The sequence below is a fragment of the Nocardia higoensis NBRC 100133 genome, assembly GCF_000308595.1.
Classification (GTDB): domain Bacteria; phylum Actinomycetota; class Actinomycetes; order Mycobacteriales; family Mycobacteriaceae; genus Nocardia; species Nocardia higoensis.
Window position 1 is genome coordinate 1 of the sequence record NZ_BAGA01000102.1, and the last position, 15307, is coordinate 15307.

The 15307-nt window shown below is 69.9% G+C and carries 16 protein-coding genes; 6 read left to right on the forward strand and 10 right to left on the reverse strand.

The annotated features are described in order from the left end of the window. Positions 1-672: ABC transporter substrate-binding protein (locus tag ON26_RS18220; RefSeq protein ID WP_040797492.1), on the reverse strand; the 672-nt coding region annotated here is incomplete at its 3' end. A gap of 289 nt (positions 673-961) precedes the next feature. On the opposite strand from ON26_RS18220, the gene ON26_RS18225 reads away from it, so the two are divergent. From ON26_RS18225 to ON26_RS18250, 6 genes are all read left to right on the forward strand, one after another. After that, positions 962-1444, forward strand: coding sequence for a nuclear transport factor 2 family protein (locus tag ON26_RS18225; RefSeq protein ID WP_040797493.1), 483 nt, complete (start codon positions 962-964; stop codon positions 1442-1444). A gap of 514 nt (positions 1445-1958) precedes the next feature. Then, complete coding sequence (locus ON26_RS18230) at positions 1959-2450, forward strand: nuclear transport factor 2 family protein (protein WP_040797397.1); 492 nt, start codon at positions 1959-1961, stop codon at positions 2448-2450. A 42-nt stretch (positions 2451-2492) separates the two neighbouring features. Further along, on the forward strand, positions 2493-2918 hold the full coding sequence (locus ON26_RS18235) for a winged helix DNA-binding protein (RefSeq protein ID WP_040797398.1): 426 nt from the start codon (positions 2493-2495) through the stop codon (positions 2916-2918). A gap of 19 nt (positions 2919-2937) precedes the next feature. Beyond that, on the forward strand, positions 2938-3825 hold the full coding sequence (locus ON26_RS18240) for a TIGR03621 family F420-dependent LLM class oxidoreductase (protein ID WP_040797399.1): 888 nt from the start codon (positions 2938-2940) through the stop codon (positions 3823-3825). A 32-nt stretch (positions 3826-3857) separates the two neighbouring features. Then, positions 3858-5144 (forward strand): Rieske 2Fe-2S domain-containing protein, encoded by a 1287-nt coding sequence (locus tag ON26_RS18245; protein ID WP_040797400.1) that lies wholly within the window; start codon positions 3858-3860, stop codon positions 5142-5144. A 10-nt stretch (positions 5145-5154) separates the two neighbouring features. Beyond that, on the forward strand, positions 5155-6114 hold the full coding sequence (locus ON26_RS18250; protein WP_040797494.1) for a PDR/VanB family oxidoreductase: 960 nt from the start codon (positions 5155-5157) through the stop codon (positions 6112-6114). A gap of 161 nt (positions 6115-6275) precedes the next feature. On the opposite strand, the gene fabD is transcribed toward ON26_RS18250, so the two are convergent. From fabD to ON26_RS18295, 9 genes are read right to left on the reverse strand one after another with little or no spacing between them, the layout of a single operon-like run. Further along, a complete protein-coding gene (gene fabD / locus ON26_RS18255) occupies positions 6276-7208 on the reverse strand; it encodes an ACP S-malonyltransferase (RefSeq protein ID WP_051027205.1) in 933 nt (310 codons plus the stop codon). Positions 7209-7210: 2 nt separating this feature from the next. Next, positions 7211-8485: an MFS transporter gene (locus ON26_RS18260; protein ID WP_085999043.1), complete on the reverse strand. Its 1275-nt coding sequence runs from the start codon at positions 8483-8485 to the stop codon at positions 7211-7213. Then, positions 8478-9482 carry an LLM class flavin-dependent oxidoreductase gene (locus ON26_RS18265; RefSeq protein WP_040797401.1) on the reverse strand — a complete coding sequence of 335 codons (1005 nt, stop codon included), beginning with the start codon at positions 9480-9482 and terminating at the stop codon, positions 8478-8480. Before ON26_RS18265 ends, ON26_RS18260 begins: the two co-directional genes overlap by 8 nt. Before the next feature lie 25 nt (positions 9483-9507). Then, positions 9508-9702 (reverse strand): acyl-CoA carboxylase subunit epsilon, encoded by a 195-nt coding sequence (locus ON26_RS18270; protein ID WP_040797402.1) that lies wholly within the window; start codon positions 9700-9702, stop codon positions 9508-9510. Further along, on the reverse strand, positions 9699-11270 hold the full coding sequence (locus ON26_RS18275; protein ID WP_040797403.1) for an acyl-CoA carboxylase subunit beta: 1572 nt from the start codon (positions 11268-11270) through the stop codon (positions 9699-9701). Before ON26_RS18275 ends, ON26_RS18270 begins: the two co-directional genes overlap by 4 nt. Positions 11271-11296: 26 nt before the next feature. After that, positions 11297-13270, reverse strand: a complete 1974-nt coding sequence (locus tag ON26_RS34645; protein WP_051027206.1) for an SDR family oxidoreductase — start codon at positions 13268-13270, stop codon at positions 11297-11299. Further along, the gene (locus ON26_RS18285) at positions 13242-14195 is read right to left on the reverse strand and encodes an aromatase/cyclase (RefSeq protein ID WP_040797404.1); all 954 of its coding nucleotides are present in this window, start codon (positions 14193-14195) and stop codon (positions 13242-13244) included. The genes ON26_RS34645 and ON26_RS18285 overlap by 29 nt, the downstream gene beginning before the upstream one ends. Before the next feature lie 29 nt (positions 14196-14224). After that, positions 14225-15007 (reverse strand): 3-oxoacyl-ACP reductase FabG, encoded by a 783-nt coding sequence (fabG, locus tag ON26_RS18290; protein ID WP_040797405.1) that lies wholly within the window; start codon positions 15005-15007, stop codon positions 14225-14227. 31 nt (positions 15008-15038) lie between these two features. Next, positions 15039-15302 (reverse strand): acyl carrier protein, encoded by a 264-nt coding sequence (locus ON26_RS18295; RefSeq protein WP_040797406.1) that lies wholly within the window; start codon positions 15300-15302, stop codon positions 15039-15041. Positions 15303-15307 lie beyond the last annotated feature (5 nt).

A 15307-nucleotide genomic window follows, 5' to 3' on the forward strand; every position in this document is an offset into this window, starting at 1 on the left:
TTTGGCGATCGTGATCGACTGGTTGGGCACGTACTCCGACAGCACGAACGGCCCGGAGCCGATCACGCCGTCGCTGCATCGCTGCTGGGGCGTCTTCGCGGTGTCGGCCCGTGAGACGAGGCCGAGCGCCGCCGTCGAAGTCGCCTGCAGGAACTGGGCGTTCGGCTGATCGAAGGTGACCTTCGCGGTCAGGTCGTCGAGCACCTCGGTGCCGACGTAGCCGTTGACGTACCCCTTGGCGAGGATGGCCAGCGTACCGAGCTTCGGGATGGCGTCGAAGTTGTCCTTGACCACCTGGGCGTCGACCGGGCTGCCGTCGCTGAAGGTCGCGCCGGGCCGCAGCCGGAAGGTGAACGATTTCGCGTCGGGGCCGACCTCCCAGCTCTGCGCCAGCCACGGCACGATCTCGCCGGTCTCGGGATTCTGATCGGTCAGCGAATCGACGGTCTCGCGCAGCGAGTAGAGGGTGTCACTGCTGCCGACCTGCTGCGGATCGATGCATCCGGCATCGGAGCCGACCGCGAAGGTCAGCGTGCCACCGGATTTCGGCGGGCCCGCGTCGCCGGAGCCACCCGGGCCGCCGCCCGCCCCGCAGGCAGTGGTGAACAGGGTGACCACCCCCGCCAGTGCCAGCGCACAGCGAGCCGAGGTCGAACGAGCTGCAGTGTTCACGTGGGATTCCCTCTGTCTTCTGCCATGAATCGCGCGGGCTTGCGCCCAGTGAGTCGCCGAGTACTGTGCGGCATTCGTATCGGCCGACGGCACAAAGGAAAGGTTTCACAGCTGGAAATTGCCGGTCAACAATTCGAATCAGCGTGCTCGCAAACGATCCGCATCCGCGCCGCGGCATTCCGATCGACATCGCCGAACAGTCGGCAGATACTGTGTCGGAGGCTCCATTCATGCGCCACCGAACAATGTGCCGTGCGACGGGGTCGTCGCCGGCGGAGAAAGGATCGACGTGACGGAATCACCCGCGGATCTGCTGGCGACCCTCGAAGCCGAGCGAGCGATCTTCCGAACCTTCCACAACTTCTTCCGTATCGCCGACACCCAGGAGAACGAGCGCTTCCCCGAGTGCTTCACGCCCGACGCGCTCATCGAGTACCGGATCATGCCCGGCCCGGTGGTCCGCTTCCACGGGCGCGACGAGTTCACCGCGTACATGACCCGCGCGCCCAGGTCCCAGCGCGGCCGGGTGGCGCATGTCATCGGGCAGGCGAGCATCGACTGGTCGGGCGAACGTCCGCTGCTCACGGCCTATGCCACGGTCTGGCACTGGTACACCAGCATCACCGCACCCGACGACAACCGCCCCGCCGACTGGACCACCGTGGGCCTGGTCAACGACGAGTTCGAGAAGTACGACGGCGAGTGGCTGATCGCGCGCCGCGACGTGCGCCCGGTGGCGGGCCGGGTCGCGGCCGGGCGCGGCCCGCTCTGAGCGAGAAGCGCCTTCGCGCACGGGCCGGGCGCACCGCGGCGGGCGGCCCGCCTCGTGCGCCCGGCGCGGCTTTCCCGAGCGCGGAGTCGATTCTTCCATCATATTCTCCGAAAATGTTCGAGTACCTCGGTGACACATTGTTCCGGCAACACCGGTGACACTTTCCGTAGTACGACGAGACGGCCGCCGATAAAAATGTTCACCCGGCAGCCCACTTTTTTCCCGACGACTCGGCACACGCCGATCGCATTCGCGCAGAAATGTCACCGAGGTGCCCGCAACAGCGGGACGACTTTTTCTCCCGGCCCGCCCGAGGGCGACGACCACGCAAAACCTACGGGTCCACCGTAGGTTTCTCCGGCGGACCTTGTGACCCCCGAACTCACCGTGCGATGGTGATCGAGCCCGGCGCATCAGGATGCGGCCGTGGTTGTCCGGAGCTCCCCGATCGGTCCCATCGCACCGCGGGGAAGTCTGCTCCAGCGTCGTGAACGCAAACGAAAGGTATCGCGGCATGTCGGAAGTCCTGGAGCTGGTCGAGCAGGTCAAGCAGCTCACCGAACGTATCGAGACCCTGGAGACGATCCGCGAACTGAACACGTTGCGCCACAACCTGCCTCGCTACATCAACGAGGGCAGATGGGATCGCGTCGGCGAGTTGTTCAGCGAGACGGCCCTGCTCGACTACGGCCACCTCGGGCGTGCGGAGGGCCGCCGCGCCATCCAGCAGTACTTCGCCGGCCTGCCCCAGCTGATCGAGGACAGCAGCCCGGCCGGGCAGGTCCTGGTCAAGCAGTTCCTGCACGGGCACGAGGTGGAGATCCTCGGCGAACGCGCGAGCGGGGTGTCGTTCTTCGAGGAGAAGGTCGTCTTCGACACCGAGAGTTCCATCGTGGCAGGCAAATTCACCGACAGCTACGTCCGCCAGGACGGACGCTGGCTGTTCTCGCGCATCGAGCTGGACCTGTACTGGGTCATCCCGTACACGCGCGGCTGGCAGCAATGAGACCCCGTCACCCCACCGATTCACCCACAGGAGAGACCGGCCATGCTCCAGAAGAACACGACCAAGCGCATCGGCTACTGGTTGCTGCAACTACACCTCGGCTTCGACGCCGCCACCGGTGAACTGCTGCGCGACCAGAACCTGACCCGCCGCGACTGGCAGATCCTGCACGCCCTGCACATCGGACTGGACAGCGTCGCCGCACTCGACGAGGCGTTCGAGCCGTTCCTCCGCGTCGACCGCGCCGAGTCCTACCGGCCGATCATCGACGATTTCGCCGGGCGCGGCTGGGTCGAGATCTCCGGCGAGACCGTGCGGCTCACCGATGCGGGCGCCGCCGCCCACGAACGCGCCGAGGCACTGGTGAACGCCCATGCGGCCGAATCGCTGCGCGGCATCAGCGAGGACGAATTCCTCGGCGCGAACGCCGTGCTGGCGAAGATCGCCGACAACATCGGCGCCGAGTGAAGCTACCGGGGAGTGCATCATGAGTTCCGTCGACGACCGGCCCTTCCGCTTCGGCGTCTGCGTCTTCAGCCCGTCCAGCCGAGCCGAATGGGTGGACAAGGTACGCAGGGCCGAGGAACTCGGCTACGACGTCGTCTCGGTGTCGGACCACCTCGGCATGCCCGCGCCCGTACCGACACTGCTGCTGGCCGCCGAGGCGACCGAGCGCATCCGGATCGGCACGTTGGTGTTCAACACGACCTTCTACAACCCGACCGTGCTGGCGCGCGACATCGCCACGGTCGACCGGTATTCGGGCGGCCGGGTCGAACTCGGCCTCGGCGCGGGCTACGACAAGGCCCAGTTCGACGCGGCCGGGCTGCCGTGGCTCGACGCGGGCGCACGGGTATCGCATCTGGAGCGCACTGTCGCCGAATTCCGCAAGCCCGCAGCCGAACTCGAGGGTTATGCCCGGTTCGAGCAGCCCTCCGGTCCGCCGATCCTGATCGCCGGTCGCGGTGAACGCGTACTGCGCCTGGCCGCGCGCCATGCCGACATCATCGCCTTCACCGGCACCACCAAGGTGCGCGACGGCGACGGCCTGGTCCTCGCGGGCCTGTCCGAATTCCTCGATCGGCTGGAGTTGGCGCGCCGGCTGCTCGGCGACCGGATCGACGAAGTGGAGCTGAACATCCCCATCCATCGTGTGCTGCCCGCCGGCGCCGTCGACGGCATCACCGACGTCTGGCAGAACCCGCTCGGCTACGACCCCGAGGAACTCGCCGAGCTGCCCTCGTTGCTCTTCGGCACCCCCGAGGAGTGCGCGAAAACGCTCCGCCATCGGCGCAAGACCTACGGCCTCACCTACTACACCGTGCTCGAACCCGAGATGGAAGCGTTCGCCCCGATCATCGCCGCGCTGCGCTGACGTCCGCCATTCCCACCACGGAGGAGATCGACATGTCCGAACCGTCCGCTGTCGACACCGGGACCGGATACGGCCGCACGGCGCCGACCTACGATGCCCGGCTGACCGAGGTGGGGCCGGGAACGCCGATGGGCGAGGCGCTGCGGCGCTACTGGCATCCGATCGCCACCTCGGCGACGCTGACCTCCGAACAGCCGCACCGTACCCGCGTTCTCGGCGAGGATCTGATCGTCTTCCGCGACGGCACCGGACGCGCCGGGGTGGTGTTCGAACGCTGTGCGCACCGGGGCGCCAGCCTGTTCTTCGGACGCGTCGAGGACGACGGTCTGCGATGCGGGTACCACGGCTGGAAGTTCGACGTGCGTGGCCGCTGCGTGGAGCAGGCCTGCGAACCCGATCGGGGCCGCCGCCGCGACGCCGCGCGCCAGCCCTGGTATCCGGTGGAGGAACGCTACGGACTGGTGTTCGTCTACATGGGCCCGCCCGAGCGTAAGCCCGTCCTCCCCCGCTACGACTGCCTGGAAAACCTCGCCGACGGCGAGCGGTACTACGCCGAGTGGCCGTTCCCCGGCGTGAACGTGACCGGCGCCGAACAGGATTTCCACTGGCTGCTGATCTACGAGAACACCATCGACCCCGCGCACATCAACTGGCTGCACTCGCAGCACAGCGGCCACCAGTTCGCCGGCACCGGGACCACCGGATTTCCCGAGGACTTCTTCGACCCCTACACCCTGCCCGGCCGGATCTCCTACGAACGCACCGAATACGGCGCCAAGTACGGCGTCCGCTTCCTCGACAAGGAAGAGGACGGCATCAGGCCCGAACGGGTGTGGGGCGCGGAGCTGCACCTGCCCAACGCCACCGTACTGCCGGACTGGGTGCGACTGGACCCCGACTCCCCCGCCGATATGGTGATCTGGGCGGTCCCGATCGACGACCACCGCCACCGTGCCTTCTTCTCCATCCGCTCCGCCGATCCCGAGCGGGTACGCCGGTTCCTGTTCGGCATCACCCAGAACGGCAAGGACGCCTGGGAACTGACCGAGGAGGAACGCAGGCGTTTCCCCGGCGACGGCGAGATCATGACCTCCCAGGGCCCGGTCGCATTGCACTCCGAGGAAACCCTGGCGACCACCGACCGCGGAGTCGTGCTGCTGCGCAGGCTGTTGCGCGCCATGATCGACGATGTGGAGGCGGGCCGCGATCCGCAGGGGGTGAGCCTGGTGGAGGTGGCGCCCCGACGCACCCAGGCCGGGCTGTTCACCACGGTGACAGCGGAGGCGGCGCCCGCGGCGGTGCCCACGGCCGGTGGCTGAGGGATTCACGGTGCCGTGGAGGGAGGCGACGGTCGTCGCCCGCTCGCTAGCGACCCCGGACATCGCCGTGATCGATCTCGTTCCGGCCGCGGGCGAGCAGTTGCCCGCCTACCCGGCCGGTGCGCACATCGATGTGCTGCTCGGCTCCGGACTGGTCCGCCAGTACTCGCTGTGCGGACCACCCGTGCCGGACCGCTACCGCCTGGCCGTGCTGCGCACCCCCGCCTCGCGTGGCGGGTCCCGCGCGATGCACACACTGGACGTGGGCGACACCGTGCGGATCTCCGTCCCCCGCAACCACTTTCCCCTCGCCGAGGCGCGGCGGCACCTGTTGTTCGCCGGCGGCATCGGAATCACCCCGCTGCTCGCGATGGCGCGGCACCTCGAGCGCGCGGGCGGTGACTTCACCCTGCACTACTGCACCCGTTCGCGCTCGCACACCGCATTCCTCGACGAGCTCACCGGAAACCCGAGGGTCCGCTTCCATTTCGACGACGGCGACCCCGGCCAGCTGCTGGACGCCGCGGTCGAGCTGGGGCAGCCGGACTCCGCCACCGCGATCTACGTCTGCGGCCCGGACGGTTTCATGGACTACGTCCAGGGAAAGGCCGCAGCGCTCGGCTGGCCCGCGGAGGCCGTGCACACCGAGCGATTCGGCACCGGAGCGGGCGGCGGACAACTCGGCGAAAGGCCGCCGGCCGCCCGGGACGGCTTCACGGTCCGGCTGGCCTCCACCGGCGCCGAATTCCACGTCCCCGAGACCGGCAGTGTGCTCGATGTGCTGCTGGACAACGGCATCGACGCGCCCTACTCGTGCCGGCAGGGCATCTGCGGGGAATGCGTCGTGCGGGTGCTGGCCGGCGAACCCGACCACCGCGACGACGTCCTCACCGACGCCGAGCGCTCGGACGGCCTGTTCACCACATGCTCCTCGCGATCCCACTCGGCGGAACTCGAACTCGATCTGTGAGCGCTCCGCGAACGCCCTGCCGAGGGGCGGTCCCGTGCGGGATACCCTCCGTGCCGGGCGGTCGGGGGCGAGGACGACACGACGAAGCCGTCGACGGTCGCGGTGGCCGGTCCGCTCTCGCGGTGGTGGTCACCGCCGGCCGGATAACCGGTCGGCGGTGACTACGGTGCGGAGACCGCCGAGCACGCGACGCCCGGGGCGATGCGCCGGGAGAATCCGGTGAGGACCTTGCCCGGCCCGAGCTCGACCAGCTCGTCGTAGCCGTCCTCGACCGCGCGGCGGATGGTGTCCACCCAGCGCACCGGGGCGAGGAGCTGGCCGCGCATGACCTCGCCGATCTCGGCGGGGTCGGTGAGGTAGGTCGCCGTCACCGCACTCAACACCGGGATCTGCGGCGGATGCAACGGGTATCGGTCGAATTCGGCGGCGAACTCGGCGGCGATGTCGGACATGAGCGGAGAGTGGAAGGCCCCGCCGACCGCGAGTCGGACCGTCTTCGTCGCGCCCGCCGCGCGGGCCGCTTCCTCGACGGCGGCGACAGCGTCGGCATCGCCCGACACCACGGTCTGGGTGGGCTGGTTGTAATTGGCCGCCACGACCGCGCCGGTCCGGATCTCGGCACACAGGGCATCGACCCGATCGGCGTCGAGGCCGATGACGGCGGCCATCGCGCCACCGTTGCGCCGCGACACCCCTGCCATGAGTTCACCGCGCCTGCGCACCAGCAGCAGTGCGGAGTCCTCGTCCAGCACACCCGCGACCGCCAGGGCGGTGAACTCGCCGAGACTGTGGCCGGCGACCGCGGCGGGCAGTCGGCCACGCTCCCGCAGCACCGCGGCCAACGCCAGGCTCGTGGCGACCACGGCGGGTTGGGTGACATCGGTGGCGCGCAGGTCCTCGGCGGTGCCCTCGACGCACAGCTCGGTCAGCGGCAGATCGAGCAGTTCGTCGGCGCGGCGGAAGACCTCCTTCGCGACCGGGTACTGCTCGATCCAGGCCGCCATGCCGGGACGCTGGGAGCCCTGACCGGGGAACAGGCCCAGCGTCCGTGGCGCGGTCGCGGGGCCGTCGAGAACGGAGATGTCGTCGGACATGGCTAGGACCTCCTGGGTGTGGTGATCTCGTCGAGACGGGACGGGTTCTGCGCTCCCCCGGCCGACGGTGGTGCCGACGAGCGGAATTCGAAGCCCGCCGCGAGCACCGCCACAAACCCCGCCGCCGCGAGGACGAACGCGCCCGCCCGTGCGGTGCCGGACCAGGCGAGCACGCCGACTGCGAGAGGTAGCGACAGTGCGGCCCCGGCCTGGACGCCGGTTTGGTACAGCGGCACGGCGACGGCGCGCAGCCGGTCCGGCACCGTGGCGGTCGACTGCATGTTCAGCGCCGCGAACGACAGGACGAATCCGGCTTCGATCAGCAGTAGCACCGGGAGCACATCGGTCGCGTAGTTCCCGGCTCCGGGTCGGCCGAGGAACAACAACTGCCCCGCCAGTGTCGCGACCGCGCCGGCGAGGACGAGTCGGGCGGTGCCGAACCGTTCGATGGCGCGCGCGGCGAACGGCACCGACAGCGCCAGCGGCAGACTCGCCGGTAGCAGGCCGAGCGCGGTCTGCCACGGCGACCAGCCGAGCGTGTCGTGCAATCGTGCCGCGAACAGCACGAGCAGGGCGATGTAGCCGCCGTTCATCGCGGCGGCGCCGAGCGCCGAGCGAAGCAGAGAACCATTGCGCAACAATGGCTTCGACAGTCGAGGCCGGACGGGGGTAGCCGTGTCGGGGACGACCCGCCATGCCGCGATCAGCAGCGCCAGCGCGACAGGAGCGGGGAACAGGAACAGCAGGTGCCGGTCCAGCGCCGCGAGCACGCCCGACAGCAGCAGGCCGACGGTGAAGCCGGCCGCGCCGAATCCCGCGTAGATCGAGATCGCCCGGCGCTGCTGCGCGCCCGCGGGGAACACCGCCGCGATCACCGCCAGTCCGGCGGGCGCGGTCAGTGCCGCGGCGGCGCCCTTGACCACCCTGGTCGCGACAAGGACGGTCATGCTGTCGGTGAGTCCGCCGATCACCGAGGCGAGCGCGAACAGCGCCATCGCCGCGAGGTAGACGGTGCGCAGTCCGAACCGGGCGGCCAGCACAGGACCGGCCAGAAGCAGTGCGGCGAAACCGGCGGCGAACCCACTGAGCAGCCACTGCGCCTGCCACAGCGAGCGATCCAGCTCACCGGCCAGCGAGGCGAGGGCGGGCACCAGGATGGATCCCTCGACGGCATCGAGGATCATATTGCCCGACAGCACGATCAGCAGCAGCCATCGCGCCCGATCCCAGGCCTGCGCCGACTCCACCGGCTGCGCCGCCGCGCCGGGTTCAGCCACGGTCCGCGCCCGTGTCGTCGAGCCGGAACCGCTTGTCCAGCAACGGCGGAAGCTGCTCGCTCACCAGCTCGATGTGCCGCAGCACCAGGTCGTCGGGCATCCCGGCGATGCTGGCCCAGAAGATCAGGTGCCGCAGCGGCAGCCCGGCGGCGCGTTCGTGGATGCGCTCGGCGGCCTGATCGGGAGTGAGGATCTCGAGCAGGCCCCACGATCCGTCGTCGGGACGCCGACGCAGGTCGCCGAGTTCGAGGGCAGGCGGCACCGGCGCGTCGGTGCCTTCGACCGACAGCCTGCGATAGGAGTTCATCTGGTGGGCGAGGTGCGGGGCCACCCGTTCCCAGGCGGCCTCCGGGTCGTCGGCCAGCAGGATGGGCAGCAGGTCCGACACCCGCGCGGTCTCCGGATCGTGCCCGCCCTCGACGAGTCCCTCCCGGTAGATCGGGAACAAGGTGGGCGAGATGTGCAGGAAGCCGATGCCGAGCCTGCCCGCCAGCCGCGCGCCGCGCGGCCCGTAGAAGCCGCCCCACAGGGGAACCGGGTCCTGGATCGGCCCCGGGGTGACGCCGCCGGTCGCCCACAGCCGCTGGAGTTCGGCGATGACCTCGCCGGTGCGGGCGAAGCGGCGCGTGAATTCGGCGTCGAAGAGCCGGTATTCGGGCACCCGGTACCCCGCGCCGAGCCCGAGTTCGAGCCTGCCGCCGCTGATCAGGTCGACCAGCGCCGCCTCCTCGGCGAGTTGGGCGGGCTTGCGCAGTGCGGGCAGCACCACCGCGGTACCGATGCGCACGTGCTCGGTCCTGGCAGCGGCCGCGGCGGCGAAGGTCAGCGGCTGCGGGAGATAGCCGTCTTCGAACAGGTGGTGTTCGGTGAACCAGATGCCGCCCGCGCCGCGCCGGTCGGCCTCCTCACAGAATTCGAGGGTACGGGCGTAGTGGTCGGCCCACGGCCGGTGCCATTGCTCCGGGTTGCGCAGGTCGAAGAGCAGTCCGACGTCCATGAGGGCTCCGTTCGTCAGGGTGGCGTCAGCGGGTGGTGGTGGTCCACGCGCGGGGATCGGCGAAGGCGGGGCGACGCCCCGGGCGCCGCCGGGCGACCACCCGGTCGGGGGTGGGCGGTGCCAGGGCGGCGAGATGTCGCGCGTAGAGCAGGACGGTGAGCGCGCCGAGTTCCTCGGCGTCGGCGCTGCCCTTCTCCACGCGCAGGAAGAAGGTGCTCATTGCGGCGGGTTCCCGTGCTTGCGGTGCGGCAGATCGGTGTCCTTGCCCGCCAGCATCGCGAACGCGCGGATCAGCACGTTGCGGGTGTCGCGCGGGTCGATGACGTCGTCGACGAGTCCCCGCTCGGCGGCGTAGTAGGGGTGCACCAGTTCGCTGCGGTATTCGGCGATCTTGCGGTCCCTGGTGGCCGTGCTGTCCTCGGCGGCGGCGATCTCGCGGCGGAACACCACATCGGCGGCGGCCTCCGCGCCCATCACCGCGATCTCGTTGGTCGGCCAGGCCAGCGCCAGGTCGGTGCCGATGGACAGCGAGTCCATGACGATGTAGGCCCCGCCGTAGGACTTGCGCAGCACCAGCGAGATCCGCGGCACCGTGGCGTTGCAGTAGGCGTAGAGGAGTTTGGCGCCGCGCCGGATGATGCCCGCGTGCTCCTGGCCCACGCCGGGCAGGAACCCTGGCACGTCCACCAGGGTCAGCAGGGGGATGTTGAAGGCATCGCAGAACTGGACGAAGCGCGCGCCCTTCTCGCTGGCGTCGATGTCGAGGACCCCGGCCAGGCTCATCGGCTGGCTGGCCACCACGCCAACCACGTGACCGTCGAGCCGCGCCAGCGCGCACACCAGATTCGTCGCCCAGGTGGCCTGAACTTCGAAATAGTCTCCGTCGTCGACGATTTCGGCGAGCACATCACGAATGTCGTAGGGCCGGTTGCCGTCCAGGGGCACCAGGTCGGTGAGGCCGTCGGTGCGGCGGTCGGCGGGATCGGCGGTGAACGCGACCGGCGGCAGCTCCCGGTTGTTGGCCGGCAGCATCGACAGCAGTGCGCGGACATCGGACAGGCAGGACTCCTCGTCGTCGTAGACGAAGTGCGCCACCCCCGACACCGAGGCGTGCACATCGGCGCCGCCGAGCTCGTCATGGGTGACCTGCTCCCCGGTCACCGTGCGCACCACATCGGGTCCGGTGATGAACATCTGCGCGATGTCACGCACCACGAAGACGAAGTCGGTGAGCGCGGGCGAGTACGCCGCGCCGCCAGCGCACGGCCCGAGCATCACGCTGATCTGCGGAATGACGCCGGAAGCCCTGGTGTTGCGGCGGAAGATCCCGCCGTACCCGGCCAGCGCCGACACGCCCTCCTGGATGCGCGCGCCCGCGCCGTCGTTGAGCGATACCAGTGGCGCTCCTGCCGCCACCGCCATGTCCATGATCTTGTGGATCTTCTGCGCGTGCGCCTCGCCCAGCGCGCCGCCGAAGATCCGGAAGTCACTGGCGTAGACGAACACCGTGCGCGAGTCGACGGTGCCCCAGCCGGTCACCACACCGTCGGTATAGGGACGGCGGGCCTCCAGGCCGAAGCCGGTCGCGCGGTGCCTGCGCAACGGTTCGACCTCGACGAAGGAGCCGGGGTCGAGCAGCAGGTCGATGCGCTCGCGGGCGGTGAGTTTGCCTTTGGCGTGCTGGCGTTCGGTGGCGGCGGGGTCGGGGCCGAGCCGGGCCGCGCGTTTGATCGCGTCCAGCTCGTCGAGCCGTTCGAGATAGCCGGCGGGTTCGCGCACTGTGGTCATCGGATCTCCTGGGGTCGTCGGCCGTGTCAGCCGAGTAGCGTGCCGCCGGTCGCGTCGATGAACGCGCCGGTGATCCAGCGGGCCTCATCGGTGGCGAGGAAGGTGACGACATCGGCGACGTCGACCGCCTTGCCGACGCGTTTGAACGCCGAGAGCTGCGCCATCTGCTCGACCGCCTCCGGGATGTCGAAGACCGGACCGCCGTTGTCGGTGATGCCGGGCGCGACGCTGTTGACGGTGATGCCGCGCGGCGCGAGGTAGCGGGCGAAGTGCAGGGTGATCTGCTCGACCGCGCCCTTGGTCATCGAGTACGCCACCTGCTCCGGATTGGCGAACCGGGTCAGGCCGGAGGAGATGTTGACGATGCGGCCGCCGTCGGAGAGGTTGCCCAGCGCGCGCTGCACGATGAAGAACGGCGCCTTGGCGTTGACCGCGAACAGGTGGTCGAAGTCCTCGGGCGTCACGTCCTCGGGGCTGACGCCCGCCGGGGTGGTCGCGCCCGCGTTGTTGACGAGAATGTCGAGGGTCGTGGTGCCGGTCCGTTCCTTCAAGCCCTGTTCCAGGCCGAGGAACAGCTCGTGGACACCGCCGTTCGCGCTCAGCTCGGCGCGCACGGGAAAGGCTCGGCCGCCGTCGTTCTCGATGAGTTCGACGGTCTCGCGGGCGGCGGCCTCGTTGCCCGCGTAGTGCACGGCGACCAGCGCGCCCTTGGCCGCGAGTTGCCTGGCGGTCGCGCGGCCGATGCCGCGGCTGGAGCCGGTGACGAGGGCGGTCTTGCCGGTGAGGCTCATGGGTTGCTCCTTCGTGGTGTCTGTCGCGTGATCAGCGCCCGGTCCCGGCAGGCCGCTGATCATGCGGGCCAGGTGGGCGCGGACGTCGTGGCAGCCGAGCAGTTCGGCGAACAGCTGCCTGGCCGGTTCGACCTCGGGTCCGCCGAGCAGCAGCAGGGTCTGTGCCCGGATGTTGGTCAGGGTGCGGGCGCCGACGGGGTGCCTGGCACGGTGGTAGTCGTCGAGGTGGGTGTCCCGGTGATCTCGGGTGAGGTGTGCGATCAGCCGCGCCGACAGGTCGGCGGCGTCCTGGAGGCCGAGGTTGAGCGCCTGTCCGCCGACCGGCATCTGGCGGTGCGCCGCGTCGCCCGCGAGCAGCACCCGGCCGCGCCGGTACCGGGTCACCTGCTCGCTGGTGTCGTCGAACGCATTGCGCCACAAGGGCGTTCCGTGGGCGATCGACTCACCCGTCACCCGCTGCCAGGCGGCGGCGATCTCGGCGAAGCGCGGCGGGTCCGCCGATCGGCGGGGCGCGGCGCCGTAGACGTGCACCATCACCCTGGTGCTGCCGTCCGGCCAGCGGGACGACACAGCGAGCCCGTGCGGGAACCGCTCGAACCGGCGGGCCGGGATCTCGATCCCGGCCACATCGGCCCGCAGCATCTCCCGGCCCGCGGCCCGGCCCGCGGACTCGAATCCGGCGAGATCGCGGACGGTGCTGCGCTCGCCGTCCGCGCCGACGAGGTAGGCGGCGGTGAAATCCCGCCGCTCGCCCTCCCCGGTGACCGTGGTGACCAGTACCCGTTCCCGGCCCGCGGTCAGCGCGGTGACCCGGTGCCCGCGCCGCAGCACAGCTCCGGCCTCGAGCGCCCGTTGCGCGAGCACCGCCTCCAACCGGATCTGCGGACATTTCCACTGCCCCGCGAACCGGTGGCCGGGATCGGCGGCCGTCAGATCCAGGCGCAGGCCGCCGAAGTGCCCCGGTCCCCCGTCGGGCAGCGGCCCGAGCCGGTCCAGCACGTCGCGCTCGGCCAGCACCTCCATGGTGCGGGCGTGCAGTGTCGACGCCCGTGACTCGGTGGTGGGTTCGGTGAGCTGTTCCACCACCGTGACGCGGACTCCGGCCAGGGCCAAGTCGCCCGCCAGCAGCAGCCCGACCGGGCCCGCGCCGACGATCAGGACGTCGGCGTCGTCTCCTCCGTCACGCGGAGCGGCGGCGCGCTTCGGCATGGTTCTTGGCGTGGTTCAGCGTGGCCCGGCTGTTGCCGCCGAGCGCCTCGCGCAGGAACGCGCGCGCCTCGGGTACCCCGGCGTCGGGACCGAGGATCTCGGTGATCCGTTCCGCCTTGATGATCACCGTGTGTTGCGAAGACGCCGTCGTGACGCCCTCGGCGTTCTCCTCGAATTCCCAATAGCCGGTGTGCAGATCGAGCAGGGCGGGCAGCGTCGTCTGCTTGTAGGCGATGCGGCGTCGCGGGAAGCAGACCCGCACCGACTCGGTGGTGTGGGTGGACCCGTCCTTGGTCCGGGTCTCCAGCCGCAGGGTCTGCACGCCCGGCGTGGTCTCGGTCAGCTCGACCGCGGCCACGTGCGGCAGCCGCTCACTCCAGCGGTCCGCCTGGTCGACGAAGTCGTAGACATCATCGGCCGCGCCGTCGATCTCGACCGAATCGACGAACGACAGCGTGAGCTCGGTGGTGCGCACCGCGGATTCCACCGCGGCCTCGAGGCCGGGCAGTTCGGCCTTGCTGTTGTCGTCGACCGCCTTCTCGATCCAGGCCAGCCCCTCGGGGTCGTCGTCGATCGCACTGTAGGAGTGCAGCAATCGCAGATGGGTGCCCTCGCCGTGGGGTTCGATGATCCAGGTGCCGCTCATGTGCGCCACCGGCGGCGCGGACACCTCCTGCCAGAAGGTGATCCGCAGCGCTTCCGGATCCAGAACGCGCCGGGAGATCCAGGTCTTCACCTCACCGTTGGCCGTCGCCCAGATCTGGATGCGTTCCTCGTTCCCCTCGAACTCCAGCCGAGTCACGTACACCGACGGCGGGAACAGGCGCGGCCAGTTCTCCACCTCGGCCAGCAGGCGGTACACCTCGCTCGGCGGCGCGGCCACGGTGATGGCGTGCTCGACCTCGCGCGTGGTCTGTGTGGTCATGTCGTCTCCTGATGCTGGTCGATGCGGATTCAGAAATTGCCGAGTCCGCCGCAGACGTTGAGTGCCTGCGCGGTGATGGAGGCGGCGAGGTCGGAGGCCAGGTAGCCGACAAGTCCGGCCACCTCCTCCGGAGTCGAGTACCGGCCGAGCGGGATCTTGGCCTGGAACTTGGTGAGGATCGCGTCCTCGGTGGTGTCGTAGGCCTCGGCGTAGCCCGAGCGAACCCGTTGGGCCATGGGGGTTTCCACGTAGCCGGGGCACACCGCGTTGACCGTGATCCCGGTGGGGGCCAGCTCGTTTCCGAGCGCCTTGGTGAAGCCGACGACGCCGTGCTTGGACGCCGAGTACGGCGCGCCGAGCACCACGCCCTGCTTGCCGGCGGTGGAGGCGATGTTGATGATGCGACCGCGCTGCTTGTCCCGCATGCCTCCGGTGGTGAGCACCTCACGGGTCACCAGGAACACGCTGTCGAGATTGGTCGCGATCACGTCGGACCACAGTTCGTCGGTGAGCTCGGCGGTGACGCCGCCGCCGGAGCGGCCCGCGTTGTTGACCAGCACGTCGACCGTGCCGTACCGGTCGACCGCGGCCCTGACGAACGCCGAGATGTCCTCGACGGAACGGACATCGGCGGCGGTGCCGTCCACGTCGTGGCCCTCCCCACGCAGTTGCGCGACGGTGTCGGCCACGGCGTCCTTGCTGCGCGCGCACAGGAACACACGGTGCCCCTGACTCGCCAGCTGTCGCGCCGAGGCGAGACCGATTCCGCTGGTGGCTCCGGTGACCAGGGCCACCCGGTGGTCGTTGCTCATGCTGTTCTCCTCGTCCGGAATGCGATGCGGCTCAGCTGGACCGGGCCGCGTCGAGCAGGTGTTCGTTGACCAGGTCGACCAGCGCGCTCGGCGTGGTCACCGAGACCACGGTGTCGTCGTCGAGGACGACTCCGAATTCGCGGGCGATCCGGCTCGTGGTCTCCAGCAGCGCCAGGGACTCGTATCCGAGATCCTCGAAAGCGATCTCGGCGAAGTCGCCGTCGAGACCGGGGCTGTCGCCACTGCCTTCGCGCAGGATGCGGCGAAGATCGTCGAGGGTGAACTGTTTCGACACGGGAA